The following is a 26,756-nucleotide window of genomic DNA, read 5'->3' as shown; positions in this document are numbered from 1 at the left end:
AACCTCAAGCGCCGCTGGTGGCCGGCGACCGCCCCGCCAGCCTGCGGAGCACCAGCGGCAGGAAAAATCCGGCGGAGCAGATCAGGAAGCCGTAGGCGTTCACTCCAAGTAACATGGCATATTTACCGTCTCCGATTGCCCAGCTTGCCGGAATCAGCCCCATGGCCAGCAAGACACCCAGCCCCAGTCCGGTCCAGAAACTCAGGTGGAAACTCCAGGGTGACCAGCGGGTGACGCCGTAGAACAGAAACACCGGCGCCAGGCCCATGACCATGGTGCCCGATATGGTGGTGGCCTTGAGGATGTCGGTGCCGGCAAACATCGGCAGGTTACCCGCAAATGCGAAAATGACCATAACCACCGCACCCACACGAATACTTGGCAGCTTGTCCCTGGCACGTTGCGCCAGCCGGGGGAGATCCACTGCAAGAGATTTCGCCAGTGAGGTGAAGGTGGAATCCAGCGTCGAGCCGGCCGAGGTCATCATGATCACACTCATAAAGAACAACGCCGCCAGCCCCAGGGACTGGCCCACCGCAGCAGGTGCGTTACCCATGGCCTCAATGCCATTGAGGCGGGCATGGACACCCACCAGGCTGAAGATAAACACCGCCACAAAGCCCAGCAGCCCCGCCACCACAAAGCTTTTCAGCATGGTCTTTTCCTTGTTCACAAACCCCCGGTCTGTCAGCACCGGATCGTGGAACGGATAGCTGAACATCTGCAGCAAAGCCACCAGTAGCAAATCAACGCCGGCGTTGAGCCGGAAGTCGCCATTGCTCAGCAGGGTGCCGGTGTCGTTGGCCGGGATGATCAGGAACAACACTGCACCAACAAAGAACACAAACACAAAGGCCTGGATCACATCGGTAAAGATCGACGAGCGCAGCCCGCCCTTCAGGCTGTAGGCCAGGGTAAACATGGTGAACAGCATCGCCGCGGCGTAATACTCCCACTCTCCGGGCAGCCCGAAGTAACCACCCACTACCGCGGTGTTGCTCCAGACTTCGTTATACAGCCGGATCAGAATCGCCGCGGCAAAGGCCAGCGCTGCCAGCCGGCCAAAGCGCGAGGTGAGAAAGTCCTGCAGGCTGCGGGCACCGGTCTGGGTGCGAATCAGGTAGATCACGTAGCCGGCCACGGGAATCGACAGCCAGTAGCTGGCATAGGCCAGACCACCCACCACGCCATAGGCGGCCCCCAGGTTGGCGGCGTTGGTTACCGATTTGGCGAAAATCCAGCTGATGAAGATGCTGGCAGTGAGTGACCACTGACCCACCGGGTTGCCATGATCATCCGCGCCCTTGTAGAACGAGTTCGGGTTTTTGCTCTTGGGCGAAAGGACGTACATGACCACGCCGTAGACCAGCAGGAATCCCCAGAACAGGGCGGCTTCAGTAATGTTCATTGTTCATTCCGGATTGTTGATTGTTCGTATTCGGGGCAGGTCAGTGAGGGGCGGGGGCATTTCCAAAACGAGAAATTTTGTTTCTCTGACTGTTTTGGAAATGCCCCCGCCCCTCACCGACCACCAACGTTGGCAAATGCCATGATGCACACCACCTAAGTCAGACAAGGCCTTCGGGGTTGGTGAAGCCTTCCAGAACAGTCAGAGAAACAACGTTTCTCGTTCTGGAAGGCTTCACCAACCCCGGAGGCCATCACCTCCAGCGACCGCCACCCCACCATTCGCAAACTCCCAGCTCAATCAGCCAGGCGCCGAACAACTGGCTCCAAAGCGATAACAGGAAAAGCACCGGTGATGCCGCAACATGATCCGCTCATCCATGCTCTCCGCCAGCGAACCACCAAGGTCATACTGCGGATCGTCATCCACCAGCGTGCAGGCATAGACCCGCACCCGGTCGGCCTTCTTTACCAGCATCCGGGTATAGGTACACATGAAGTGCGCCCGCGCCTCCCGGGTCGGGTACTTCTCCATGCAGGTCTCGGTAATTTCCGGACTTCCATCCTCGGAACCGGGTGTGCCCAGGTCGGGGAACGCGGTAAAGGCCAGGTTTTCCGGGATATGCCATTCACGGAATATCGCCCGGAACGCCGCTTCCACATCCGCGGGAATTTCGTGGGGGTCGGTCTGACGGGCAATGGACACCTTGAAGCCCTGCCCGATAAGCCAGCGGATGCCCTCCAAAGCCTGCTCGAAACTGCCTTCGCCCCGATCCTTGTCGTGGCGGGCGCGGTCCGGGAAATCGAGGCTGACCCGGAAATGGATCGGGTAGGGATTGTCCAGCAGCGGCAGCACCTGGTGCCGGCGTTTCAGCAAGGGCTCGGTGGCATTGGTGAGCACGAAGCAGGGTCGATGCTGGCTGGCGTAATCGAGGATGTTGACGAAGTCCCGGATGACAAAAGGTTCGCCGCCGGTGAAGGAGAACTGCTCGACACCCATGTCGATGGCTTCATGGATAAATGGCTTCACATCACTGAGCTTCATGCCGGGAATGCGGCCGTCGCCAGGGTGGGAGCCCTCCAGGCAGAACGGGCAGGCCAGATTGCAGGCGGTGCCGGTGTGTATCCACAGTTCCTTCAACTGGTCCGCATCGATATAACCGCGGGGGTCTCCATTGCGCGTATGGGTCCAGCTATCGAACGCCCTGGGTTCGAGGACTTCCACGGCCGGAATGCGCTTACTGCGGCCCGGTCGGGTTTCGGTCAGGGGCATAGATGCTCCTCGGTGAATCAGTAGTGTTTAGCACGGACACGGGCGATACCGGTCTGTTACAGCCAGCGTCCGGTTTTTTCAGCCAGCTGTTATTTCTTTACGTTTTTGGCGCCGGCCCGGGTCTTTGCCCCGGCGCCAACCATGCAATTTTTCCAGCAGTTTCAGGACGCCTTCCGGCGCGTGAGCGCGTTTCCACTCACCCGCCGCGTACTTGGCGGACTCGTTCCAGGTCGGGTAGGGATGGATGGTGCCCAGAATCTTGTTCAGGCCCAGCCCATGCTTCATTGCCAGGGTGAATTCCGCCAGGATCTCACCGGCATGGGCGCCCACCACCACGGCACCGAGAATCTTGTCCTTGCCCGGGGGTGTCAGCACCTTGATGAAGCCATAGTCCTCACTCTCGGCAATTGCCCGGTCCAGGTCATCCAGGCCGTAGCGGGTGATTTCATAGTCGATGCCCCGCTCCCTGGCTTCCGCCTCGCTCAACCCGACCCGGGCAACTTCCGGCGAGGTGAAGGTAACCCAGGGCATCACCCGGTAATCCACCCGGAAGCGCCTGAACTGACCAAACAGCCCGTTCACCGCGGCATACCATGCCTGATGGGCCGCGGCATGGGTGAATTGGTAGGGCCCCGCGACATCGCCACAGGCAAACACGTTCGGGTAACGCAGACTCATGTCCTCTTCCACCGGCACCGTGCCATTGGGCAAGGTATCCACACCAATCCCCTGCAGATTCAGGCCAGCCGTGTTGGCTTCGCGGCCAACGGCCACCAGCACCTGATCGAAGGGAATGCGCACCCGTTCACCGTTATGCTCACACCAGGCCACCTTCTCGCCATTTTCCACGCAAAACTCGACTGTGGAGTGGTTGAGGCGGACATCAATGCCATCGACCTCGAACTGTTTCAAAACCACGGAGGCAACATCCGCATCTTCCTTCGCAAGCAAACGGCCGCCCCGTACCAGCTGGGTCACCCGGCTGCCCAGGCGGGCAAAAGCGTGGGCCAGTTCGCAACCGATCGGGCCACCACCCAGCACCAGCAAGCGCTCCGGCTGTTCCTGCAACTCCCACAGGTTGTCGGAGGTCAACGGCTGCATGTCTGCCAGGCCGGGGATCTGCGGCATTGCCGGCTTGCCCCCGGTCGCCACGATGATACTCCGTGTGGTCAGCCGTTCCGTGCGGCCGTCGTTGTGTTTTACTTCCAGCTCCCAGGGAGATACGAAGCTCGCCTCGCCAGAGATGCAGTCCACACCGAGTTTCCGGTAACGCTCAGGTGAGTCGTGGGGCTCCACCTTGGCAATCACCTCCTTGACCCGGTTCATGATGGTCTTGAACGAGCCCTTCACCGGCACCGACTCCAGGCCGTAACGGTTGGCGTGGCGCAGTGTATCCGCCGCCTTGGCGCTGCGAATCAGCGCCTTGGAAGGCACGCAGCCGGTATTGAGGCAGTCACCGCCCATCTTGTGCTTCTCGATCAGGGCGACCCTGGCCTTGACGGCTGCGGCGATGTAGGCCGAGACCAGGCCGGCGGAGCCCGCACCGATCACCAGCAGGTTGTAATCGAAATGATCAGGCTTCTGCCAGCCGGCATACACCTTGCGGCGGCGGATGAAGCCCACCACAAACTTGGCGATCAGCGGAAACAGCCCCAGCAGGGCAAACGACAGCAGCAGATCGGCAGAGACGATATCACCGGTGGACTGGATCTGCCCCAGCTGGGTGCCGGCATTCACAAACACAAAGGTACCCGGCAACATGGCAATCCAGCTCACCAGGGCATAGGTACGCAGCTTCATGCCGGTCAGGCCCATGGCCAGGTTGATCAGGAAGAAGGGGAACACCGGCACCAGGCGCAGGGTCGCCAGGTAGAAGGCACCATCTTTTTCAATGCCCCGGTCGATCTTGGCAATGGTGTCCTTGTAGCGCTCCCTCAAGGTATTCCTCAACAGGAAGCGCGCCACCAGAAAGGCCAGCGATGCGCCCACGGTTGAGGCAATGGATACCGCAGCCAGGCCATAAAGGTTACCGAAGAAAGCACCACCGGCCAGGGTCATGATGGTTGCGCCCGGCAGCGACAAGGCAGTCACAAGGACATAGATCGCCGCAAAGCCGGTAACGGCCACCAGCAGGTGCTGGTCAATCCATTGCGCCAATGCCGCCTGATTGGCCTGCAGGTTCTCCAGGGTAAGCACCCGGTGCCCGTCCAGGCCGATAAAAACAGTCACCACCACGGCGATTGCCAGCACAAGTAAAAGCTTGCTTCGATTCATGTCCATTCCTGCGGAAAATTTATAAACCAGTACGCTGTTATAGCTGAGACACGATCACCGGCTGGATGTTACATCGTCGCTGAATTATGATTTTTGAGCAATCGCTACAGAATACCGGAACTTTTCCGGAATCCGAAGCACTATACAGAGACAACAAGCCAACGCAGACTGACAGGGAACGCCAAGCCATGGACTCAGCCGTGCATACGCAAACCGAACTTTCGCTGATCGAGGCACTCCGACGAGGTGATGCGATGGCATACCAGAAAGCCGTGCGCGAGTACTCCCCGGGCATGCTCGCGGTGGCCCGCTTCTACCTCGACCACTCCAGTGCGGAAGAAGTTGTCCAGGACTGCTGGGTGACCGTGATTGATGCCATCCACAAATTTGAAGGCCGTTCCGGCCTGAAAACCTGGCTGCACCGGATCGTCGCCAACCGCTGCAAGAACAAACTTCGCGCCAGCAAACGGGAAGTGGCGACCGATTTTTCCGAGGGCCTTGAGCCGGATCTGGCCGAACGCTTCAACGCTACTGGCCGATGGGACCTGCCGCCAAAGCTGCAGTTCCATGACTCCGCCGACACCCTGCTGGAAAACGGCGCGCTCAGCGATTGCCTGGACAAACACCTGTCGGCGCTGCCGGAAACCCAACGCTCCGCCCTGATGCTCTACGAAGCCCACCAGCACAAATCCGAAGAGGTCTGTAACATTCTGGATGTCAGCGCCTCAAACCTGCGTGTACTGTTACACCGTGGGAGGCAGAAGATCTTTCTCATGGTGGAAGCCTTCCAGGAGACGGGCGAATGTTAATGTGCAGGGACCTGGCGGTAATCGCCAGTGACTACATCGACGGCGAACTGAGCGGCCGGCAGAGCCTGTCCGTGAAAATGCACCTGATGATGTGCAGGGACTGTCGAACCTTTATCGGCAACCTGCGCGCGACGACCGACCTTATGAAAGGGCACTCGTCAGGCAAGCTGAATGAGGCATTCTTGCAACGCGTTGATGAACGGGTAGCGGAAGCCCTCAGGACAAAAACCAGCCCTAACAAAGACAAGTGATCGGCCGGAGCCTGTGCCAAAGTCCCATTGCCCATCACCCGGGAAAGCGCTTAGATGGCGCCGAGACTCACCATTGATGTTCACCGAGGTACCCAACCGTGATTAAAGTCAGCGTGCTTTACCCGAAAACCGACGACAGCCAGTTCGACATGGCGTATTACCGCGACAGCCACATGGCGCTGGTCCGTGAAAGACTGGGCAAGGCCTGCCAACGGACGGCGATCGAACAAGGTCTTGCCGGGGGTACGCCGGGCTCGGCCCCGACCTTCATCGCTATGGGCCACATGTATTTCGATTCACTCAGTGATTTTGAAACCGCGTTCGGGCCCCATGCCAGGGAGATCCTGAAAGATATCCCGAACTTCACCAATGTGCAGCCCACCGTTCAGATCAGCGAGGTGGTGGAGTAAGCCCCGGTCGCCAGGGGGGCCCGATCACCGGCCCCTCGCCGCTCCTTCAAATTGTGGTACTCGCAGCTGGCCAACCCGGTCGCGCCTTCTTCGCTCCGCAGCCAGCTTGTCCGCCCAGCTCGCCACATCGATCGGAACCGTCCCGGTAATCTCCAGGGAACGATCTTCCAGCACCTGCTGCAGGTTCTGCGCGCCCCGCTGCTCAATGACCTGGTCCCGGTGATACAGCAACGCTTCAATCTGGGGCCGGAAACAACGCACCATGGCCGTAAGCCAGCGATTCACCGGCCAGCTGGGATAGGCGTGGTCAATGGCGAACAGATCCAGTGCCGTCACGATCGCCTGCGCCGGAAGCCAGCTCTCGTCAGTCACCCAGCGGTTTACCGTGAACAGGTCAGTGGGATAGCCCCAGGCGTCCATGGAGATGGCAACCAGGTGCGCCACCCGATCTTCACCCGCGGGCCCCAAGGCCGGCGCAGCCGCTCCGGGTAGCGCGGCATTGCGGAGAAACAGGTGGAAATGGCCGTGCTCGGCATGATCGTCCCGGTGAGCGTGGTAGTAATACTGGGAGGCCGTGTCCCGGTCGTAGACGTCATCTTGCGGATAATGATCCATCTCGTAAAATGCGCCCTGGCCTTTGAGCACCTCGCCCACCACGTTCAACCCGCCTTTTTCCAGTACCCGGTAACACTCCCGGATATCGTCAATGGCTGCCAGACTGGTCTCCAGCTGCGCGTCCGTCAGGTTCGCCAGCCGGGGAATATGAAGTTCTGCCATAATCTTTTTACCTCCTGCCGGCGTGGCTTCCGGGAATCTCCGGAAGCCACGCCCATCAGCTGCCTGTGCCCCCTAGTGACCCGCAAACTGCGCCTGCACCTTACCCATATAGGCGGTGAGCGCCGCCAGCGATTCGCCACTCCAGTCCAGCGGCTCGGCGGCCATCGGCTGAACCATGCAGATCTGGACCATCTCATCCAGATGCACCGACGCCATGCCGAACATGTCCCGGGCCATGGCGACGGCGTGCGGATAGGCGGTGGCGAAAGTAGCGTTGTAACCGGCGCCATCGTTGTGGCAGCTCGCGCAAGACAGGCCATTGCCACTAAGGGAACTATCGCTGAACAGCTGCTCGCCCAGCGCCATCAGCTTGCCGGGATTGCCCTCGTAGGGCTGGTAATTGGCCGGCCGGGTGACCTTCCGGGCGGCATCGGGATTGGGTTTGGCGCCACACTTGCCGTTAGCTGCCCCGGGGTTACAACCCTTGACCGCGCAGGGATTACAGCTTTTGGTGGCGCACGGGTTCTTCGCCGCACAGGGGTTGGCCGCACAGGGTTTTTTCGCGGCGCAGGGATTCTTGGTAGCGCAGGGATTGCTGGCCGCGCAGGGATTACCTCCGGCTTTTCCGCCGGCCTTGCAGTGTTGCCCCGCCTTGCACCTGGTCTTGCACGGCGAACAGGGGTTGCAGGCGGCCATCGCCAGCCCGCCACTACCCAGCATGGCCGTGACCAGCACGGCCGGCCACCAGGCACTGCGCCGGTGATCCGATGTAAGGTGAATCGCATTGCTCAGTGGATGTATCGTGGACATGGTCTCTCTCCCTGATCATGGAGTTGTCAGCCGGACCCTTGGCGGCCCGTTACCGCCCGAAGGGGCAGTCAGGAGAAAGACACATGAGATCCGGAACCATTACACGGATCTATGGCTTTTATCACGCTCAGCACGTAACTCTCTGGCCGCCGCTGCCGACACAAACGGCTCGCGCTTTTGACGCCTCACCCTGCGTCAGAGGCATCAGACCCACCCTGGAAAGCGATTTCGAATACCGGGCCATCGCCTGGGAAGACCGGTAACCTGGCGGAGCCGGCATCGAACTAGGGCTTTGACCTTTTACTAATGGTAATGCGAATAATTCTCAGTATAATGCGCATAACTAAAATAACCTGTGCGCTGGAGAATCCAATGTCAAAGTCAAAATACTCCGGGGTGTTTAATCGACATCCGTTGTCCGTTGCCCTGTTCCCCTTGTCGCTGATGGCTATTCACGCGACCTCTGCCGCTGCACAGGAACAGACCGACGCGTCGACCCTGTTGCCCGGCCTGCACGTCACCGCTGACTGGCTCGGGCCACCCACGGAAGATTCCGAGAAAACCTACACCGGATCCCGATCGGTGATCGAGGAGGAAGACCTCCAGAGTCGCGGCGCATTGAATCTGGAGGACGCTTTGCGGCCGGTTCCCGGTTTGCAGGTACTTGATGAAACCGGCACCGGGGTGCTCCCCAATATTGGCGTGCGTGGTTTGAATCCACTCCGTAGTGAGCGACTGCAAATGCTGGTGGATGGCTATCCGATTGCCATTGGTCCATACAGTAACGTTGGTGTCTCGCTCTTCCCCGTCACACTGCCAAGCCTGGAAGCCGTAGACATCGTCCGCGGCGGCGCCTCTGTTCACTACGGCCCAAACAATGTGGGAGGTGTGGTTAACTTCGTAACCCGGCCTATTCCGACGGAACTCTCCCAGACCCTTCGTGAGCGAATTACCGTTGCGGAAGACACCGGCAACGTCTTTACCGACACCTATTACCGGGCAGGCGGGCAGGCTACCGATCGACTGGACCTGCAATTCCAGGCCAATCTCCAGCGTGGAGACGGTTTCCGCGACCACTCGGACACCGAAGTGGATAACCTGATCCTGGACGCCCGCTACTACCTGAGTGAACGCCACGAACTGGCCTCGCAGCTGCAATACTACCGTGTGGATGCCGAACTTCCCGGTGCCCTGACTCCCGAAGCCTATGAGCAGGACCGCACCCAAAGCCAGAGGCCTCACGACAGTTACGAAGCGGACATGGCCCGCGCTGCCTTTAGCTGGACCTACACGCCGTCTGATAACGTGGAATTCCAGTGGCGTAATTTCGTACACGATGCCGACCGCACCTTCTTCTTTGGCCAGAACCTGAGCGGCAACGGTCACTGGGCGGACCCAGGACTGGACTCGACTCATGTGGCGGATTCACCACGGCTGTTCACGGTCTACGGCACCGAGCCGCGACTCGCCATCAGCCATGGCCGTCACAACATAACCCTGGGCGCCAGGTTCGTAAGTGAGGATGTGGAGTTTGACGTCAACCGCCTCGAGCTGGCCACCGATGCCCGCTCCGTGGCCCGTGACTGGCACCTCGACACCCGGGCCATGGCGTTCTATGCCAGCGACACCATCGCCTTCCTCGATGACCGTCTGAAGGTTACCCCCGGGATACGCTACGAAGACGTGACGATGGATTTCCGTGACAACCTCAATGGCACCAATGAGGAAAACAACGCTGACGAATTGTTACCCGGTCTGACAGTCGGCTATCAGGCGTCCGATGATCTTTTTGTCTTCGCGAACAGCCAGCGCTCACTCGTTCCCGTACAAATTGCCCAGGCAACACGTGAAGGCGACGTTGCCAATGAAACCGCCTGGAACTACGAACTGGGCACCCGCCTTCAGGTAACCCCAACCCTGCTGTCATCGGCCACTCTGTTCCGGATTGACTACGAGGACCAGATTCAGTTCAACCAGTCAACGAGCCGTTTCGAAAACCTGGGGGAAACCCGCCACCAGGGTATCGAGCTGTCGAACCGCTGGAACCCCGGCCCCCAGTGGGAACTGGGCCTGGGCTATACCTTCCTGGATACCGAGCAACTGACCGGGGCTAACGAAGGCAACGAGCTGCCCAACGCGCCGACCCATAAAGTCAGCGCCGATGCGATATACCGCTACCAGACCTGGGATGCCAGCCTGAACTGGGTGTACATCAGCTCCAGCTACAGTGATGCGGACAACACCGAAGAAGAAACCAGCAACGGCAGCGCCGGCGAATTGCCGGACTACCATCTGGTTACGGCCAGAGTCGGTCGCGATTTTTCAGTAGGCGGTAGTCGCATGCTGAATCTGGGGCTGGCGGTCAATAACCTGCTGGATGAGGATTATTACTTCCGCGGCGTGGATGTCAGCCCGATTGGTCGTGTGCCCCAGCCTGGCCGGAGCTTTATCCTGGAGGCGCAGCTCGACTTCTGATGGCGTGCTTACGGAACCGGATAGCAAAAATCCTGCTGGTTGTACTGCTATTGCCGGCGTCAGGATGGGCAGGGGAACATGATCTCGGACTGACGGATGACCGCGGGGAAACCCTGCGGTTGTCCAAGCCGGCAACCCGCCCTGCTGCGATTTCGACCTTTGGGGCGGACGTCGCTCTGGCACTGGGTACTCCGCCGGTGGCCGTCACCGACTACGGTATCCAGGGGGTGCCCGATTACCTGGCGTCGCGGTTAGCCGGTGTTCCGGGCCTCGGCCCGCGACATCAGCCAAACCTGGAAGTGCTGTCCTCGGTGCGGCCGGATCTGGTCATTGCCGTTCGCCGTTATACCGAGAAAGACAGTGACCAGATCGAATCCATCGCCCCGCTGCTGGCGCTGGACCTGATCACCGCCGAGGACAGCCTGCGTGCCGTGGAACTGGCAGGACAGGCCCTGGGAGCACCGGCAAAAGCCACGGCCCTCAACACGCGTTTTATGGAACGCCTCCGGGCCCTTGCCACGGGCAACAAGGGAAGGGCGACCGAAACAGTGGCCCTCCTGACCAGCGGCAGTGAAACCCCTTTCGTCTATTACGACCATTTTCTGCCCACGGCGCTGCTGGAGCACCTGGGCTTCGACAATGTGGGTGGCCACTCACCGAATCCCGCCAGCGGCATTCCTCTGGGTTACCGGATCAGTCTTGAGGCCCTGCTGGAGCTTAATCCGGAGACCATCCTCCTGTTGCCCACCAGTCGGCAGCGCGCATTCACGATGAATCCGATCTGGCCTTATCTCAAGGCAGTCCGCAACAACCGTGTTTACGAAGTTCCGCACTACTGGAAAGAAGGCGCCGGGCCTATAGCCCGGGAACGGATACTTGACGATATTCAGCGTCTGTTGCTGCCCGAAACTGCAACCGAGGCTGACAGATGATGGGCGACGAATTGCCCGCTCGCCCTTCCACCATTTACGGAGCGGCGGTGTTGCTCCTGATGGTGCTGTTCGTCGTTGGCCTGATGGCCGGATCTCGCTGGCTATCGCCAGCCCTGGTGGTGGCCGCTATGGATGGTAGCAGCGATTTGCTGACGCGGATCAGCGTGATGGAGTTACGCCTGCCACGAAATCTGCTCGGCATACTGGGTGGAGCGGCTCTGGGGGTTGCCGGCGCGGTTATGCAAGGCGTTACCCGGAACCCCCTGGCGTCACCCGGCCTGACCGGCGTAATCGCATCTGCCGCTCTGGCCGTGGTTTCTCTTCGCACCCTGAGTACGCCCGGCGCCCTGTGGCTGCCACTGATGGCTCTTGCCGGTGGCCTGGCGGGTGGTGTGCTGACCTTCACCATCGCCGGCCGGCGGCAACTTCAGCCCGAGCGCGTGGTACTTGCCGGAATCGCCGTCACGTCGCTGGCCACCGCACTGACCACCGGTCTTCTGCTGGTGTCAGGAGCCGAAGCGGCAGAGCTTTACTATTGGCTCGCCGGCAGTCTGATGGGACGGGGATGGCTTCAGGTCCAGCTGGTGCTGCCATGGCTGCTGCTTCCTCTCGCCGCCCTGCTTGTTATGCAGCGGCCATTCCGCTTACTGCACCTTGATGATGACCTGGCGCTGGCTATGGGACTGGCCGTCGGGCGCTGGCGACTGACTTTCCTGTTGCTGGCTCTGCTACTGGCTGCAGCGTTGGTCGCCTTCACCGGTCCGATCGTGTTTATTGGCCTGGTGGCGCCACACATTGCCAGGCGATTGATCGGCAACCAGATCCAGCACTGGCTGCCGCTGAGTGCCCTGTTCGGAGGGCTGCTATTACTGGCCGCTGATATCCTGGCACGACAGCTGGCCTTCCCCCAGGAGTTGCCTGTGGGAATGCTGACAGCTCTTATCGGGGCGCCCTGGCTGATCTATCTGCTCAACGCCCGAACTTCATCCCGGAGCACGTAAGGTGACCAATCCAGTAACGACACCTCCGCGCGCAGGCCGCCGGGGGATTCGCCTGCCAAGTACGAGCCCTGTTGCCACACTGCTACTGACCGGCGGACTTTGCCTGGTACTGGTGATCCTGGGGGGAGTCCAATCGGGGGCGGTGGACCTGACATGGCCCCAGGTGTGGGCGGGACTGACCGGCGACAGTTCGCAACATATCCAGCGAGTGGTGCTCGAACTCAGGCTACCACGCACCCTGACTGGCGCAATAATTGGTATTCACTTTGCCTTGTCCGGGTGGTTGCTCCAGTTACTGAGCCGCAACCCGCTGGCAGAGGCCGGCATTCTCGGCATCTCGGCAGGCGCCAGTCTGGTTGCCGTACTCGCCTTCATCATTGGCGACTGGATGGTTTCCAGCGCCAACCCGTACAGCAATACATCATTCGCGCTTCAGTATTTACCCCTGTTTGCCATGGTGGGCGGATTGGTGACGGCCCTTGCGGTGTACTTCCTCGGCCTGCGACACGGCACTCTGTCGCCAGTCAAGATGACTCTGACCGGCGCCGTCATTGCCGGCATGTTACACGCACTGACCACCGGCGCCCTTGCATTCTGGGGCCATGCCCACACCGAACTGGTTGCCCAGTGGCTAGCCGGCTCATTGTACGGCGCGGAATGGGAACATCTGCGTGCGTTGTTGCCATGGACGCTCATCGGGCTGGCCGGGGTAGGGTTGCTCATACGCCCACTGGATGTGATGCAGCTCGACGATCAACACGCACGCACTCTGGGCCTCGGGCTGAATCGCTGGCGCGCCTTTGCCCTGCTCATTGCGACCCTGCTGGCAGCCAGTGCTGTCGGGGTTGTCGGCCCCGTTGGCTTCATCGGCCTGCTGATACCCCACATCTGCCGCCGGCTGGCAGGCGCCAACCTTCCCGTTCAGCTGGTGTTATGTGTACTGCTCGGAGGGGTAGTGGCCGTTCTGGCGGATTTACTTGGCCGAACCTTGTTTGTTCCCTACGAAGTACCCGTCGGTGTGGTGTCCGCCATTCTTGGCGTGCCGTTTTTTCTTTACCTGTTGTCGCATCAACCCTGAAGCCGGAGCTTGCCATGTTACGAACCGAGCATCTCTCACTTGCTTACGGCGACAAGCCGGTTGTGGATAACCTATCCCTATCCATTCCCGAAGGCGGGATCACCTGCCTGCTCGGTCCCAATGGTTCCGGTAAAAGTACCCTGCTGAAAAGTTTCGCGGGGCTGCTGCCGGCCAGGTCAGGCCAGGTCTATCTGGACGATCAGCCGATTCAGCAATGGGACCGGCGCCTACTCGCTCTCAGGCTCGCCATGCTGCCCCAGAAACCGATTGTGCCGGAAGGCATCAAGGTTCGGGACCTGGTCGCTCTGGGGCGTTTCCCCCACCGAAAATGGTGGCAGCGGAATCAGACTTCCGATGACAAGGCTACCATCGATGCAATGGCCATGACGGGAGTCTCGGACCTGGCAGAACGAGCGGTAGAAGCACTCTCCGGAGGGCAGCAGCAGCGGGTGTGGATTGCCATGGCCCTGGCGCAGGGTACCGACATCCTGCTGCTGGATGAACCGACGACTTTCCTGGACTGGGGCTACCAGCTGGAAGTGCTGGAATTGCTATCTACCCTGAACCGCCAGCACGGACTAACCGTGGTGATGTCACTGCATGATCTCAATCAGGCTGCGCAATTTGCCGACCGGATTGCGGTTCTGACCCGCGGCCGGCTCGACACCATCGGTAGTCCCCGGGAAGTCGTGACCGAAGCCCTGATCAACCGGGTGTTTCGGGTACAGACAACCATTAGCTCTGGACAGGATGGTCGCCCGTTCTGCTCCGGGTTTGCCGAGTCACTCAAGGACAGCCCGCCAGTGATTGACCGCAGCCTGATACCTGGAGCAGCTCAGCGCGAGACCGGTTAATCAAGCCCGCTCACCAGGCCAGTGATGGTGTAACGTTCCGCACTTTGATGTGTCCATACCGCGAACACCATTCTCCAGGACCTGCCTTCAGGGCAACCCGGAGGATGGCCACCAGCCATACGGAGGGCACCACCATGAGAATCCTGACCTTACTCGGCGTTCTGCTCGCCTTCGCCATGGGTGCAACCGCCCACGCGGAAGGTGTCAGCAGTGATGATATTGAATGCGGCAACAAGACAACCTGTCTCCAGAGCCCGGGGGATGACAACGGGGGGGCAACGGGCTGAGCGGTTAATCCGTAGTTCAAGCCCGGCCGGCAGGCTACCGCACGATGGCCGGGCGTTACTTCTCACCTCCGGATGCGGTTAACGGAGATCCGGATTCAGGGTGTAAGTACCGGTCACTCTGGCGCTGGCCAGCACATGGCCTTTCATCGCCTCGCGTACATCGTTGCCATCAAACTCCCCGGTCAGCCCAAGGCTGTCCACATCCAGCGCATGGACTTCAAAGTGGTAATGGTGCAACAGCTCATCATTCCAGGGCGGGCAGGGGCCATCGTAACCGGCGTAGGTCCCTGCCATGTCAGCATTACCGGCGAGGAACTGGGTGTAGTTATTCACCCCACGGACACCGGTCGGTCCCGGGCCGTGGTCCTTGCCCTTGGGAATAACGCCATCACTGTCATGGCCCTCCGGAATGCGATTGACGCTGGCGGGAATGTCGACCAGCAACCAGTGGAAGAAATCTACCCGTGGCAGGTCCCCGGGTACGGTTTTGCCTTCCTGGTTCACGTCATCCGCCCGGCTCGGCACGTCCGGATCAAACATGATCACGGCAAAACTTCTGGTGCCCGCCGGTGCATCTGACCAGGAGACCTCCGGATTGCGGTTGGGACCGAAGCTCATGTGGCTTTCAGCGTTATACACGCCAAAGGCGAACTTTTCCGGAATCGGCTGGCCGTCTTCGATGCCTTGTACCTCGATCTTCACGATTTCATGCTCCTGTTGCTGAAATGTTTGGCTCTGAAATGTTTGGCTCTGGACTGTTTCGCGTGCAGTGGCCCGGTTTTAACAGCCGGTTCGTACCTTTGTCCAGATTAGCAGAGCCGTGAGAATAAGCAGAGCGTCAACGCAAACCGGTGATATCGTTGGAGACTTGCTATCATGATCCGCCACAGGAACCTTCACCGGGAAGCAACCATGACCAACCTGACCCGCCAGCCCGCCAGCTTTGCCCCCGATCGCACGAAAACCACGTGCACCGGCCGGCGCTGACATGTTCAATCAGGGCGAAATCGTTCACCACGTGCGGGATGCGCTCGGCAGCATTCTGGTGGTGGATTACCGCAGGCACCGGGTGCTGACCTTCAACACAATCTTTGAGCAGAGCAAGATTGACCGCCGTTCGCCGTGGCTTCCGGTGCACGAATATAACCGCGCGATGCTGCTTCCGGTGGCCTTCGGGCAACCGCGACACGCCACGGTGCTGGGCCTCGGTGGCGGTGTCATGGCCAGCGCGCTGCATCACCTGTTACCGGCGTGCCAGGTGCATGCGGTCGAGTTACGGCAGGCAGTACTGGACGTTGCCCGGGAATTCTTCAGCCTGCCGGACAGCGACCGGCTGCGGGTCACCATCAGCGATGCCCGCAACGCCCTGGAACAGATGCCCGACAGCAGCACCGATCTCATTCTCGCAGACCTGTACAGTGCCGAGCGCATGAGCCCTGCCCAGGCCCAGCGCCAGTTTATTACCCAGTGCAGCCGGGCCCTGTCCGCCGAGGGCTGGCTGGCGCTCAATTATCATCGCACGCCGGACCACGCCAGCCCGTTTTTCCGGCAACTGAAAATCCATTTTGCGGACGTGCTGCTGTTCCGGAGCAGGAGCAACAACACCGTGATCTATGCCAGCAAACGGCACTTCGAGGCACTGAACTCACGGGATCCGTTGCTCGCCGAGCTTGAAGCCCGCCTCCCCATCGACTGGCGCAAGCTGATGGGCAAGGTGACGCGACTGAGCTGAGTGACCCCACGATGGCCCGCTACCGGTTCTTTTGCCACGCGAACTTGCGGAAAGGCTCATCGACCGGGGTTTCGGCAATGTGATTGATGTAGTTACTCATCACCTTCTGGGACACGATCAGAATCACTTCCAGCACCTGGCGTTTGGTAAAGCCGGCGTTGTGGAACGCCTGCAGGTCCTCGCGGCTGACCTCACCCCGTTTACGGACTACCGCAAGGGTAAAACTGCGCAGCGCTTCCAGCCGGGCGTCCGCCAGCGGGGCTTCATCCCGCAGGGCGTTGGTGATGTCATCGGAGACATTCATCATCCTGGCAATGCCGGTATGGGCCGGTACGCAGTAATGGCAGCCATGCTCGACATTCACGGTTTGCCACACCACGGTCTTTTCGTCGTTGTCGAAGCTGCTTTCAAGCACCAGCCGGTGCAGCGTCTTGTAGCCCTCCAGCACCCCTGGCGCCTCGGCCATCACCGCATGGAGACCCGGAATCATCCCGAATGATTTCCTGGAATCATCCAGCAGCGGTCTGGCAGCGTCAGGAGCCGAGTTCTGGTCGTGAAGTGTAAAGCCTGTCATGGCATTCTCCTTTTTTGAGCGCTCATTCAAATACAGCCTCACCGTACCTGTTAATGAGCAAGCGTTCAAGATATAATTGATCGTCCGTTCAAATTCCCAAACGCAGCAAACCGTTATGGCCAGAACTCCACGCTTTGACCGCCAGATTGCCCTGGATCACGCCGTTGCCCTGTTTTGGGAGAAGGGTTATCACGCCACATCCATGAAGCAGATCGAACAGGCTCTCGACATGCGCCCGGGCAGCATTTATGCCACATTTGGCAGCAAGGACGGGCTGTTTGCGGAAGCGTTGGCACGTTATGCCGAGCGGGGAGGCAAGGAACTGGCAGACCACCTGGCCGGTTACGACGCCATCATCGACGGCCTGCAGGATTACCTCCGTAACATTGCCGCGGCCTGCGCTCCGGGCGCTACGGTGCCATCGCGGGCCTGCATGGTGGTCAAAACGCTGCTGGAGACCAGTCATACCGACGGTCCGCTGGGTGATCAGGTAAACGGGATTCTCGCAGCCATAGAAACACGCCTGGCCGAAGTACTCACGACGGCCAAAGCCCGCGGCGAGCTGAAACCGGACACCGACTGCCCGCGCCTCGCCCGCTTGCTGCAGGCACAGATCATCGGCTTACGTTCGTTTGCCCAACGGGACGTCACCGCCGCCCATGTGCGGCAACTGGGAGAGGATATGGCGTTACTGCTGGAGCCCTACCGGCTGCATCACTGAGGTCAGCCCGGTGACCTCCCCTTAGGCTCTATGGGGCGACGGCGGCACGGGCGATGCCGTCCAGCGCCTTGGCCAGATTTTCGACCACCGGACAATCAACCGCGCCATGCCGCTGCGCGAGGTAGGCCGGCTCGTTATAACCAAGCCAGACCTGTGACGACTCATCCTCCCACACCAGAGCCTTCAGCGGCAGATCGATACCGACCGTCTGGGCACACGCCATGAACGGCGTGCCACCCTGTGGATTTCCGAAGATAATCACTTCCGTCGGCCGCAGTGATTTGCCGATCTTGCGGGCGCCCGCGGCATGGTCGATACGCGCAAACACTCCAAGATTCCGTTCCTTGATGACGGCCTCGAGTCGATCCATGGTTTCACTGGCACTGTGGGGGCTCTTCAGGGTTGTCATCCCGTCAGCGGCATTCACCAGGCCACTGAACAAAGCAGCGACTACAACAACAATAAGGCGGACAGTGGTCACGGGATTCTCCCGGTTGCTCTGGAGTTGGGTTGGACGATAACGCATCAGCGCCTCGTTCAGGCTAGTCCACCTGGGCGGAAAACTCCACGTGGCGGCCACATCGCTGCTGCGCCAGCAATCCAGCGCGACGCCTGGCCAGCTCCCGGCGGACAGCCTTATGTCCGAAAGCTATAAAATCTGCCGCCTTGGAAACTTACAAATCGGTAAGGTATGATTCCGCAAGGCCCGCCGGTTATCAGCGGGGCCAGCAATGGACGCTGAGTCCGGAAACGGAACCCCCTGCAGGAACCTTATGAAACGTACCTTTCTGATCCTTGTCGTGGTCATCGCCAGTGCGCTGTTCTATTCCCATTACCAGATCAAACGGGACATAACCGAAGGGCTGGACCAGATTGCCACCCAGCTGTCTCCGATCGGTGAACTGGTGTACGGCGACGTTACGCTGCACCCGTCGGGCAGCGTTGAAATTGCCAACATGGCCTTCCAACCCCATAGCTCACCGGACGAAATTACCGTGGAGCGGGTCAAGCTGGACACCGGCAACCCCTGGGTGCTGTTCCGACTCGGCGGCCAGCTCCGGGAGAAACAGATTCCGGATCACATGCAGCTGTCGGTGCAGGGCGTCGCCCTCGACATTGACAGTGAATACCTCGACCTACTGGCGAAAGCCGGCGGCGACAACCCCTTTGCCCGCTTCGAGGCCGCCGGTTGCGGTGACCGCGATCACTTCGACGCAGGTGACCTGGCGGCCATGGGCTACAGCACCCTGGTCTGGGACACCAGCCTGGGCTACCGGGTAACTGACGCCGGCACCCGCTTTGCCATCGAGGGCGAGTTCGAGACCCGCGGCCAGGCCGCCGTCACCTTCAAGGTGGTGTTCGACAACGACATGAGCCTTGATAACGTCGGCGCCACCCCCGCCTTTGCCCGCTCCTCCCGACTCAGTTTTGCCAGCCTGGAGGTCAAGGACCGGGGTTATCTGCGCCGGGTCGCCGACTTCTGCGCCAGGCAGACCGACGTCAGTCCTGCAGAATTCCGCGAGCAGCATCTAACCGCCTGGCGCCAGAACTGGCAGGCGCTGACCATAGATCCCGGCACCACGGTGATGGACGCCTACCGGGATTACCTGGAGCAGCCCGGTAACACCTTATTGCTGGAAATCGCGCCATTTCCGCGGCTGGATCTGACCGAGAACTACCTGAGTACCGATCCGGTCTATCTCAGCCAGCGCCTGAACCCGAAAATCGGCACGGCAAACCTGCCCCTGCAGGCCGTGGCAATGGCAAAGGCCGAAGCCGTGACCGGGGACGACAGCCGCGAGGCCAGCCGCGGATCCGCCAGTGACGCGGTTGCCGTAACCCGCAACACCGTCGCCGTCACTGCCACCGCACTGGCCCGCCACCTGCAAAAGGACGTCAGCCTGAACCTGGTCGGCGGCCGCACCATGAAGGGCCGGATCCTCAGGGTCGATGGCCAGCGCATCCAACTACGGCAGTATGTTCATGGCGGCAACATGGACATCCCGGTGGAGCTGTCTCAGATCCGCAGCGTTCGCCTGATGTAACCGGCACCGGCGCCACAACACCCGTCCGGAGGCCACTCCGGGCGGATGCCCCGTGCCCGCGATCGCACCATTGACGTCATCACAAAGTCGCACAGGCCTTCCGGGCCATCGGGAGAATTGTCCGTCCCGGCGCGACGCGTTAGCATTACGCCCCACTGCCACCATGTCCTGCCGTACCGTGAAGAAAGCCAAGGGTTCTGGCCCAGAGCCCTTGGCTGTCTTCACTTCAAGGTAAGCTGTTATGGATAACCTGCATCATATTGTGGTCATCGGCGGCGGTGCCGGTGGCCTGGAACTGGTCACCCGTCTGGGAAATAAACTGGGCAAGCGCAAGAAAGCCCGCATTACCCTGGTGGACGCCGGGCTGACCCATGTCTGGAAGCCCCTGCTGCACGAAGTCGCCTCCGGCTCCCTGGACGCCAACGCCAACGAAATCAATTACCGCGCCCATGCTCGCAAGCACCACTACGAATTCCAGCTGGGGCGGATGAGCGGGCTGGACCGGCAAGCCCGGGAAATCGTCATTGCCGCGTTCCGCGACGACGACGGCGCCGAGGTGGTACCCGAACGCCGGATCAGCTATGACACCCTCGTCCTGGCCGTGGGCAGCACCGCCAATGACTTCGGCACCCCCGGCGCCCAGCAGCATTGCCTGTTCCTCGACAGCCTCGAGCAGGCCCGACGCTTCCACAAACTGCTGCTCAATGCCTTCCTGCGCAAGAACCACGAGGCCCTCGCCGGTAAGCGCCATGAGCTGCCGATCACCATCATCGGGGCCGGTGCCACGGGGGTCGAGCTGGCGGCGGAGCTGCGGCTGGCGTCCCGTGAGCTTCCGGTCTACGGCATGAACCACCTGCGCTCGCAGGACGTCTCCATCACCGTGGTGGAAGCCGCCGACCGCATCCTGCCCGCCCTGCCGGGGCGGTTATCCGCAGCGGCAACCCGGGAACTGGAACGCCAGCATGTGCAGGTATTGACCGGCCAGCCGGTCAGTGAGGTCCGGGCCGGCACCATCGTGATGAAAGACGGCACCGAACTGGCTTCGGAGATGACCATCTGGGCGGCGGGTATCAAGGCGCCGGCCTTCCTCGCCGAGCTCGACGGACTGGCAGTGAACCGGGGCAACCAGCTGGTGGTCGAGCAGACCCTGCAAACCACCGGCGACAGCAATATCTTTGCCCTTGGCGACTGTGCCGCATGCCCGCAACCGGACTCGGAACGCCCGGTGCCACCCCGGGCCCAGGCCGCCCACCAGCAGGCGGACACCCTGTTCAAGACCCTCAGCCGTCGCCTCGAAGGCGGGGCCGCGGTGCCGTTCGTCTACAACGACCATGGCTCGCTGATCAACTTCAGCCGCTACACCACCGTGGGCAACCTGATGGGCAACCTGTCCGGCCGCAGCATGTACATCGAAGGCAAGGTCGCCCGGTTGTTCTATATCTCGCTGTATCGCATGCACCAGGTGGCGCTGCACGGCGTGGTACGCACCGGCATTATCTGGCTGATGGACCGGATCAGCCGGGCCATGCACCCACGGCTCAAACTGCACTGATGCAAGGACTGGAAACAAAAACCGATCGGGAAGGGAAACAGCGGCAGCTTTACCGGGGGGGATGGAGCGGGTGAAGGGAATCGAACCCTCGTATGCAGCTTGGGAAGCTGCCGTTCTACCATTGAACTACACCCGCAGCAGGGCACGACCGGCCACGTCCTGCAGACTATAATCTGCCCGCCGGCCCGCGGACAAGGGCCTGCGAAAATTTTCCTGGTGTACCCTGCCAGAGGGCGCCCGCCGCGGAGTTGACCTGTTATCATCGGGGCAACAGAAGCGGAGTAGCCATGGACCCTACCTTTACCCTGATCGGAGCACTGATGCTGGTTATCAGCATTGTGCTCAGTCCGTTGTCGAGCCGCGTAGGCATGCCGGTGCTGCTGATTTTTCTTGTCGTCGGCATGATGATGGGGGAAGACGGCCCGGGTGGGGTCAATTTTGACAACTTCGAACTGGCCTTCCTGATCGCCAACCTCGCGCTCGGGGTCATCCTGCTGGACGGCGGCATGCGGACCCGCGCCGAAACCTTTCGTGTCGGCCTGCGCCCGGCACTGATGCTTGCCACCCTCGGGGTGTTCATTACCGCCTTTGGCGCCGGACTGGTGGCCTGGTGGGTTTTCGACCTGCACTGGATGACCGCGTTGCTGATCGGCGCGATCATCTCCTCCACCGACGCGGCGGCAGTGTTCTCGCTGCTGCAGGGACGCGGCCTGCACCTCAACGAGCGGGTCAGCGCCACCCTGGAGATCGAATCGGGCAGTAACGACCCGATGGCCATTTTCCTCACCCTGATGCTGGTCACCCTGATTGCCAGCAGTGGCGGCAACGCTGCCCTGGACAGCCTGGTGATGCTGGTCAAACAGTTCGGGATCGGAGCCATTCTCGGGGTGGCCGGGGGCTTTGCAATCGCCCGGCTGGCCAACCTGATCCGCCTGACTCCCTCGCTCTATCCGTTGCTGGTCGTGGCTGCCGGCATGGTGGTATTTTCCGGCACCAACGCCCTCGGTGGCAGTGGTTTCCTTGCCATCTATCTGGCCGGGGTGGTCATCGGCAACCAGTCCGTACGGATGATGCCGATGATCCTGCAAGTCCATGACGGCATGGCCTGGCTCGCCCAGCTCTGCCTGTTCCTGATGCTCGGGCTGCTGGTGACCCCGTCCGAACTGCTCGGGCTGGCTGGCGGCGGCCTGGTACTTGCCCTGGCGCTGATCTTCGTGATCCGGCCACTGACCGTGCTGGTGACCCTCTGGCCCTTCGGCTTCAACCGGCGGGAACTGGGCTTTATCAGCTGGGTCGGATTGCGCGGAGCAGTGCCGATCGTACTCGCGCTGTTCCCCATCATCGCCGACCTGCCGGAAGCCCAGATGATTTTCCACGTGGCGTTCTTCATCGTGCTGGTGTCGCTGGTGGTGCAGGGCACCTCCCTTGCACCGCTGGCCCGCAAACTGCGGCTGGAAGTGCCGGCGGGCGAAGACCCCTACCGCCGGCTGCCGCTGGACGTTCCGGCCACCGGCGACCACGAACTGATGCTGTTCCCGCTGCGGGGTGAAATCTGGCAGGCAGCGCGGCCCCTCGGCCAGCTCAGGCTGCCGGAGAACACCGCGGTGGCCGGGGTATTCCGCCACCGGGTCTGTTACCAGCCAAGGCCGGACCTGGAAGTCCGTTCCGGTGATGTCGTGGCCATGTTTGCCACCCCCGCGGCGCTGACCGAACTCGGCAAGGTGATGAGCGGTCGCCAGGCGCCCAAGCACCTGGCGGAAAGGGCCTTCTTTGGCGACTTTGTCCTCAACGGCGACGCGTTGCTTGGCGACGTCGAACAGGTCTATGGTATCGAGTTCGACGAGCTGCCACCGGAGCTGTCCCTGGCCGAGTGTTTTGCACGGCGCACCAAGGGTCACCCGGTGGTGGGCGATACCGTCACACTCGGTCCGGTAACCCTGGTGGCACGGGCAACCGAAGCCGACCAGGTCACCAAGGTCGGCCTGAAGATGGACAGTTCACAAAATAGCCCGTCGAGATAAGAGATAACGCAAAAAGTTAACAAAACCTCTTAACAGCTGGCTTGCGGGCTATGCTATAAACTGTGCCAGATCCACATTAATCTTCAGTAAGCCAATTTCATGACTGCCAGACGCTTCCTGACATTGCTGTTAATGACCGCCAGCCTGCTGCTGCCGATCACCGCCGCTGCTACCGACCTGCTTGCCCGGGCCGACATGCGCATGCCGGAGAGCAAGCCCGCCAAGCTGGAGATCGCCGCCGATATCAGCGAAGTCCTGGTCCGCAAAGGTGAGCGCCGCCTGTACCTGCTTGACGGCGAAGACGTCGTCCGCAGCTACCGCATCTCCCTTGGCGAAAATCCCAAGGGACACAAGCTTTACGAGGGCGATGAACGGACCCCGGAAGGCGAGTATTTGCTGGACTGGCGTAATTCCAACAGCGATTTCTACAAGTCCATCCACATTTCCTACCCGAACAAGCGTGACGCCGAACTGGCCCGGGCCTGGGGCCTGGACCCCGGTGGCAGCATTATGATTCACGGCCTGCCCAACGAGGCCGGCGACATGGCGTTTGCGTATGCAGGGCTGGACTGGACCAATGGCTGCATTGCAGTCACCAACGAAGAGATGGATGAAATCTGGCAACTGGTCGCCGACGGTACCCCCATCCGCATCCTCCCCTGAGCATTAAGTTGTTGTCATATCCTCAGAAGTTTTACGTATCGTTAGTTAACATTTTGCTCGATTGTGTTTTACACTGTTTCACGACTCCGGTAGTCGTTGCCTATCGGCGCGAGTCGACAGGATGTCGGCTACACTGACTTCTGGATCACAGGAAGTAAAATGACCAATAAGGGGATTTGATATGCGTAAATTGACTATTGCAGGGTTTGCTCTGGCCACCGTCGTAACTGCCGGCTGTGCCACTACTGACCAGGCTGCTCTCGACGAAGCCAACGCAACTGCGACTTCTGCCGAGCAGACTGCCGAAAACGCTCTGAACACCGCCAACAGCGCTGCTAGCGCTGCACGTTCTGCCCAGCAGACTGCAGACGAAGCTCTGGCTGCTGCTCGTGCCGCCCAACAGGCTGCCGACGAAGCCAACGAGCGTGCCAAGCGTATGCTGGAGCGCGCCAGCCAGAAGTAAGGGCTGTTGCGACCGACAAAAGGCCGGTTACTCACCGGCCTTTTTTGTGGGCGGACACCTGCCTCAACTGTCACCCGGCGTGGCGGGGGTATCCTTTGCCGGGGAGTCCTTGAGGAACGTCTTCACCAGATCCAGTGGTAACGGGAACACAATCGTCGTGGCATTGTGGTTGCTCATATCCGCCAGGGTCTGCATGTAACGCAACTGCATCGCCCCCGAATTGGTCGACATGATATCGGCCGCCTCCACCAGTTTTTTCGACGCCTGTAACTCGCCCTCCGCGTGAATGACCTTGGCCCGCCGCTCCCGTTCCGCCTCGGCCTGACGGGCAATTGCCCGCACCATGGACTCGTTCAGATCGACATGCTTGATCTCCACGTTAGCCACCTTGATGCCCCATTCCTCGGTCTGGGTATCAATGATTTCCTGGATATCCGCGTTGAGCTTGTCCCGCTCGGACAACATCTCGTCGAGATCATGCTTGCCCAGCACCGAGCGCAGGGTTGTCTGCGCCAGCTGGCTGGTCGCCGCGTTGTAATCTTCCACCCGGATGATGGCCCGCTCGGGATCCACCACGCGGAAGTACAGCACGGCGTTGACCCGAACCGTCACGTTATCCCTGGAAATCACATCCTGACTGGGCACATCCAGGGTGACGACCCGCAGGTCGACCCGTACCATTTGCTGGATCCCGGGGATAATGATGATCAGGCCGGGCCCTTTCACCCCCTGGAAACGGCCCAGGAAGAACACCACGCCCCGCTCGTATTCAGGCAGGATCTTGATGGCTGACCCGAGAATCAGCAGCAGCACCACTGTCGGCGCAAGGTAAGGAATCAGTTCACCGATCATATTGCCTCCTGGTCTGTATCCGATCATGACACCGCAGGCTGGTCAGGGCTGCGGGTTACCCCGTGCAACCGTCACCGTAAGCCCTTCGGTCGCCGTAACATGGACGTGATCACCCGCGTTCACCGGTTCGGCGCACACCGCGTTCCAGCGCTCACCACTGAGCCGGACATGCCCCCGGTACCCCCCGTCATCGGCGGCAAAGGTGTCCAGCGCAACGGCTACTTCATGACCGAGCTGTTCCCTCCCGCTGACCGGGTGGCGACGGCGCAAACCGATAAAGCGGGTCACCGTCCACAGGATAAACCCGCCGGCGACCGCCGCCGTGCCGCCGATGGTGGGCAGGGAAATATCCCGGTGGCTGCCATCCATCAGGATCACCGACCCGATAACAAAGGCCACGATACCGCCGATCCCGAGCATACCGAAGCTGGGCAGAAACGCTTCGCCGACGATAAACGCCAGCCCCAGCAGAATGAGCGCCAGCCCGGCGTAATTGACCGACAGCACCTGGAACGCAAACAACGCGAGGATCAGGCAAATGGCGCCAATCACCCCAGGCACCATGGCGCCGGGATTGGCCAGTTCGAAAATAATGCCGTAGAAACCAATGATCAGCAGGAAATAGGCGACGTTGGGATCGGTAATCACCGACAGCAGGCGGGTTCGCCAATCCGGCGCAAAGCGACTGAGCACCAGGCCGGCCGTTTCAAGGGTGCGCTCACCGTCCGCCATGCGCACGGTCCGGCCGTCCAGCTGAGCCAGCAGGTCATCCAGGCTGCGGGCCACCACATCGATAACGTTGTTCTCCAGCGCCTCGCTGGCGCCCAGGTTGACCGCCTCGCGCACGGCCTCTTCGGCCCAGTCGGCATTGCGGCCATGGCGTTCGGCAAGCCCACGGATGTAGCTGACGGCATCCTCCAGAACCTTGCGCTCCATCGCGCTGCCTCCGCGGCGCTTGCCGGAATCGCCTTCGGTCTGGGGAAACTGGTCGTCACTGGCCGGCTCCTCCGGGCTGCCCGGCAGGCCGCCCATCTGAACGGGCGTGGCAGAGCCGAGGTGGGTGGCCGGCGCCATCGCGGCCACGTGACTGCCGTACAGCAGATAGGTACCGGCACTGGCGGCGCGGGCACCCTCGGGAAAGACAAAACTGACAACGGGGACCGGGGAGAGGAGGATTTCCTTGATGATACCCCGCATGGATTCGACCAGGCCGCCCGGGGTATCCAGTTCGATAATGACGAGGGCAGCGCCCTCGTCCTCGGCCCGGCGGAGACCCCGGACCACATAATCCATGGTCGCCGGGCCGATAGCCCCGTCAATACTGAGGAGAAGCCCGCCGCGGGCGCCATTGTTGTCGGCGGCCACACCCCGGGCTTCGCCGCCCAGCAGCAGGACAGCCCCGAGGGCAACTGCCACCAGTGACCAGAACAAACGCCCCGTTCTCGGGTATCGCCCGGGTTGATCATTCATCATGATTCCTCCCGAAACCGTACCC

Annotated in this window: 26 protein-coding genes and 1 tRNA gene; 16 read left to right on the top strand and 11 right to left on the bottom strand. The window is 60.8% G+C overall.

Annotation, left to right across the window (positions count from 1 at the left end):
• Positions 1-4: 4 nt before the first annotated feature.
• The 3 genes from CLH61_RS09115 to CLH61_RS09105 form a co-directional block, all read right to left on the bottom strand.
• Positions 5-1,408, bottom strand: coding sequence for a sodium:solute symporter family transporter (locus tag CLH61_RS09115; RefSeq protein ID WP_099614405.1), 1,404 nt, complete (start codon positions 1,406-1,408; stop codon positions 5-7).
• A gap of 300 nt (positions 1,409-1,708) precedes the next feature.
• Positions 1,709-2,680 carry a radical SAM protein gene (locus CLH61_RS09110; protein WP_099614404.1) on the bottom strand — a complete coding sequence of 324 codons (972 nt, stop codon included), beginning with the start codon at positions 2,678-2,680 and terminating at the stop codon, positions 1,709-1,711.
• A gap of 78 nt (positions 2,681-2,758) precedes the next feature.
• Positions 2,759-4,954, bottom strand: a complete 2,196-nt coding sequence (locus CLH61_RS09105) for an FAD-dependent oxidoreductase (protein ID WP_099614403.1) — start codon at positions 4,952-4,954, stop codon at positions 2,759-2,761.
• 188 nt (positions 4,955-5,142) lie between these two features.
• On the opposite strand from CLH61_RS09105, the gene CLH61_RS09100 reads away from it, so the two are divergent.
• The 3 genes from CLH61_RS09100 to CLH61_RS09090 all read left to right on the top strand — a co-directional run bounded on the left by CLH61_RS09100 (position 5,143) and on the right by CLH61_RS09090 (position 6,424).
• Positions 5,143-5,763 (top strand): RNA polymerase sigma factor, encoded by a 621-nt coding sequence (locus CLH61_RS09100; RefSeq protein ID WP_099614402.1) that lies wholly within the window; start codon positions 5,143-5,145, stop codon positions 5,761-5,763.
• Complete coding sequence (locus tag CLH61_RS09095; RefSeq protein ID WP_099614401.1) at positions 5,757-6,014, top strand: zf-HC2 domain-containing protein; 258 nt, start codon at positions 5,757-5,759, stop codon at positions 6,012-6,014. Before CLH61_RS09100 ends, CLH61_RS09095 begins: the two co-directional genes overlap by 7 nt.
• 98 nt (positions 6,015-6,112) lie before the next feature.
• Positions 6,113-6,424: an EthD family reductase gene (locus CLH61_RS09090; RefSeq protein ID WP_099614400.1), complete on the top strand. Its 312-nt coding sequence runs from the start codon at positions 6,113-6,115 to the stop codon at positions 6,422-6,424.
• 24 nt (positions 6,425-6,448) lie between these two features.
• On the opposite strand, the gene CLH61_RS09085 is transcribed toward CLH61_RS09090, so the two are convergent.
• Together CLH61_RS09085 and CLH61_RS09080 are read right to left on the bottom strand one after the other, a co-directional pair.
• Positions 6,449-7,201 (bottom strand): DUF6969 family protein, encoded by a 753-nt coding sequence (locus tag CLH61_RS09085; protein WP_099614399.1) that lies wholly within the window; start codon positions 7,199-7,201, stop codon positions 6,449-6,451.
• A 72-nt stretch (positions 7,202-7,273) separates the two neighbouring features.
• Positions 7,274-8,011, bottom strand: coding sequence for a cytochrome-c peroxidase (locus CLH61_RS09080; RefSeq protein WP_228152583.1), 738 nt, complete (start codon positions 8,009-8,011; stop codon positions 7,274-7,276).
• A 372-nt stretch (positions 8,012-8,383) separates the two neighbouring features.
• On the opposite strand from CLH61_RS09080, the gene CLH61_RS09075 reads away from it, so the two are divergent.
• The 6 genes from CLH61_RS09075 (at position 8,384) to CLH61_RS18390 (ending at position 14,638) form a co-directional block, all read left to right on the top strand.
• Positions 8,384-10,486, top strand: coding sequence for a TonB-dependent receptor family protein (locus CLH61_RS09075; protein ID WP_099614398.1), 2,103 nt, complete (start codon positions 8,384-8,386; stop codon positions 10,484-10,486).
• Complete coding sequence (locus tag CLH61_RS09070; RefSeq protein ID WP_228152582.1) at positions 10,486-11,418, top strand: ABC transporter substrate-binding protein; 933 nt, start codon at positions 10,486-10,488, stop codon at positions 11,416-11,418. Before CLH61_RS09075 ends, CLH61_RS09070 begins: the two co-directional genes overlap by 1 nt.
• Positions 11,415-12,419 carry a FecCD family ABC transporter permease gene (locus CLH61_RS09065; RefSeq protein WP_099614397.1) on the top strand — a complete coding sequence of 335 codons (1,005 nt, stop codon included), beginning with the start codon at positions 11,415-11,417 and terminating at the stop codon, positions 12,417-12,419. Before CLH61_RS09070 ends, CLH61_RS09065 begins: the two co-directional genes overlap by 4 nt.
• Position 12,420: 1 nt before the next feature.
• On the top strand, positions 12,421-13,497 hold the full coding sequence (locus CLH61_RS09060) for a FecCD family ABC transporter permease (RefSeq protein ID WP_099614396.1): 1,077 nt from the start codon (positions 12,421-12,423) through the stop codon (positions 13,495-13,497).
• A gap of 14 nt (positions 13,498-13,511) precedes the next feature.
• Positions 13,512-14,351, top strand: coding sequence for an ABC transporter ATP-binding protein (locus tag CLH61_RS09055; protein WP_099614395.1), 840 nt, complete (start codon positions 13,512-13,514; stop codon positions 14,349-14,351).
• A 134-nt stretch (positions 14,352-14,485) separates the two neighbouring features.
• Positions 14,486-14,638 (top strand): hypothetical protein, encoded by a 153-nt coding sequence (locus CLH61_RS18390; RefSeq protein WP_155522954.1) that lies wholly within the window; start codon positions 14,486-14,488, stop codon positions 14,636-14,638.
• A gap of 78 nt (positions 14,639-14,716) precedes the next feature.
• On the opposite strand, the gene CLH61_RS09045 is transcribed toward CLH61_RS18390, so the two are convergent.
• Positions 14,717-15,340, bottom strand: coding sequence for a YbhB/YbcL family Raf kinase inhibitor-like protein (locus CLH61_RS09045; RefSeq protein ID WP_099614393.1), 624 nt, complete (start codon positions 15,338-15,340; stop codon positions 14,717-14,719).
• Positions 15,341-15,626: 286 nt separating this feature from the next.
• On the opposite strand from CLH61_RS09045, the gene CLH61_RS09040 reads away from it, so the two are divergent.
• Positions 15,627-16,370, top strand: coding sequence for a spermidine synthase (locus CLH61_RS09040; RefSeq protein ID WP_099614392.1), 744 nt, complete (start codon positions 15,627-15,629; stop codon positions 16,368-16,370).
• Positions 16,371-16,389: 19 nt separating this feature from the next.
• Here the strand turns inward: CLH61_RS09040 and CLH61_RS09035 are convergent, their stop codons facing one another.
• Positions 16,390-16,944, bottom strand: a complete 555-nt coding sequence (locus CLH61_RS09035) for a carboxymuconolactone decarboxylase family protein (RefSeq protein WP_099614391.1) — start codon at positions 16,942-16,944, stop codon at positions 16,390-16,392.
• 115 nt (positions 16,945-17,059) lie between these two features.
• On the opposite strand from CLH61_RS09035, the gene CLH61_RS09030 reads away from it, so the two are divergent.
• Positions 17,060-17,665, top strand: coding sequence for a TetR/AcrR family transcriptional regulator (locus CLH61_RS09030; RefSeq protein ID WP_099614390.1), 606 nt, complete (start codon positions 17,060-17,062; stop codon positions 17,663-17,665).
• 28 nt (positions 17,666-17,693) lie between these two features.
• Here the strand turns inward: CLH61_RS09030 and CLH61_RS09025 are convergent, their stop codons facing one another.
• On the bottom strand, positions 17,694-18,146 hold the full coding sequence (locus CLH61_RS09025; protein WP_228152581.1) for a DUF302 domain-containing protein: 453 nt from the start codon (positions 18,144-18,146) through the stop codon (positions 17,694-17,696).
• A 292-nt stretch (positions 18,147-18,438) separates the two neighbouring features.
• Here CLH61_RS09025 and CLH61_RS09020 point away from each other — a divergent pair, with 292 nt between their 5' ends.
• On the top strand, positions 18,439-19,710 hold the full coding sequence (locus tag CLH61_RS09020) for a hypothetical protein (RefSeq protein WP_099614389.1): 1,272 nt from the start codon (positions 18,439-18,441) through the stop codon (positions 19,708-19,710).
• 241 nt (positions 19,711-19,951) lie between these two features.
• A complete protein-coding gene (locus tag CLH61_RS09015) occupies positions 19,952-21,262 on the top strand; it encodes an NAD(P)/FAD-dependent oxidoreductase (protein ID WP_099614388.1) in 1,311 nt (436 codons plus the stop codon).
• Positions 21,263-21,324: 62 nt separating this feature from the next.
• Here the strand turns inward: CLH61_RS09015 and CLH61_RS09010 are convergent.
• Positions 21,325-21,398 (bottom strand) — tRNA-Gly (locus tag CLH61_RS09010).
• A 151-nt stretch (positions 21,399-21,549) separates the two neighbouring features.
• Between CLH61_RS09010 and CLH61_RS09005 the strand changes: the two genes are divergently transcribed.
• From CLH61_RS09005 to CLH61_RS08995, 3 genes are all read left to right on the top strand, one after another.
• Positions 21,550-23,283 (top strand): potassium/proton antiporter, encoded by a 1,734-nt coding sequence (locus tag CLH61_RS09005; protein ID WP_099614387.1) that lies wholly within the window; start codon positions 21,550-21,552, stop codon positions 23,281-23,283.
• 99 nt (positions 23,284-23,382) lie between these two features.
• On the top strand, positions 23,383-23,946 hold the full coding sequence (locus CLH61_RS09000; protein WP_099614386.1) for a L,D-transpeptidase family protein: 564 nt from the start codon (positions 23,383-23,385) through the stop codon (positions 23,944-23,946).
• A 181-nt stretch (positions 23,947-24,127) separates the two neighbouring features.
• On the top strand, positions 24,128-24,409 hold the full coding sequence (locus CLH61_RS08995; protein WP_099614385.1) for an Lpp/OprI family alanine-zipper lipoprotein: 282 nt from the start codon (positions 24,128-24,130) through the stop codon (positions 24,407-24,409).
• Between the two features lie 63 nt (positions 24,410-24,472).
• On the opposite strand, the gene CLH61_RS08990 is transcribed toward CLH61_RS08995, so the two are convergent.
• Entirely contained in the window at positions 24,473-25,261 is a 789-nt protein-coding gene (locus tag CLH61_RS08990) for a slipin family protein (RefSeq protein ID WP_099614384.1), read from the bottom strand.
• A gap of 42 nt (positions 25,262-25,303) precedes the next feature.
• On the bottom strand, positions 25,304-26,734 hold the full coding sequence (locus tag CLH61_RS08985; protein WP_228152580.1) for an NfeD family protein: 1,431 nt from the start codon (positions 26,732-26,734) through the stop codon (positions 25,304-25,306).
• Positions 26,735-26,756: the final 22 nt, after the last annotated feature.

It is taken from the genome of Marinobacter profundi (assembly GCF_002744715.1).
GTDB classification, from domain to species: Bacteria; Pseudomonadota; Gammaproteobacteria; order Pseudomonadales; family Oleiphilaceae; genus Marinobacter; species Marinobacter profundi.
This window is presented reverse-complemented; position numbering and strand designations above follow the sequence as displayed.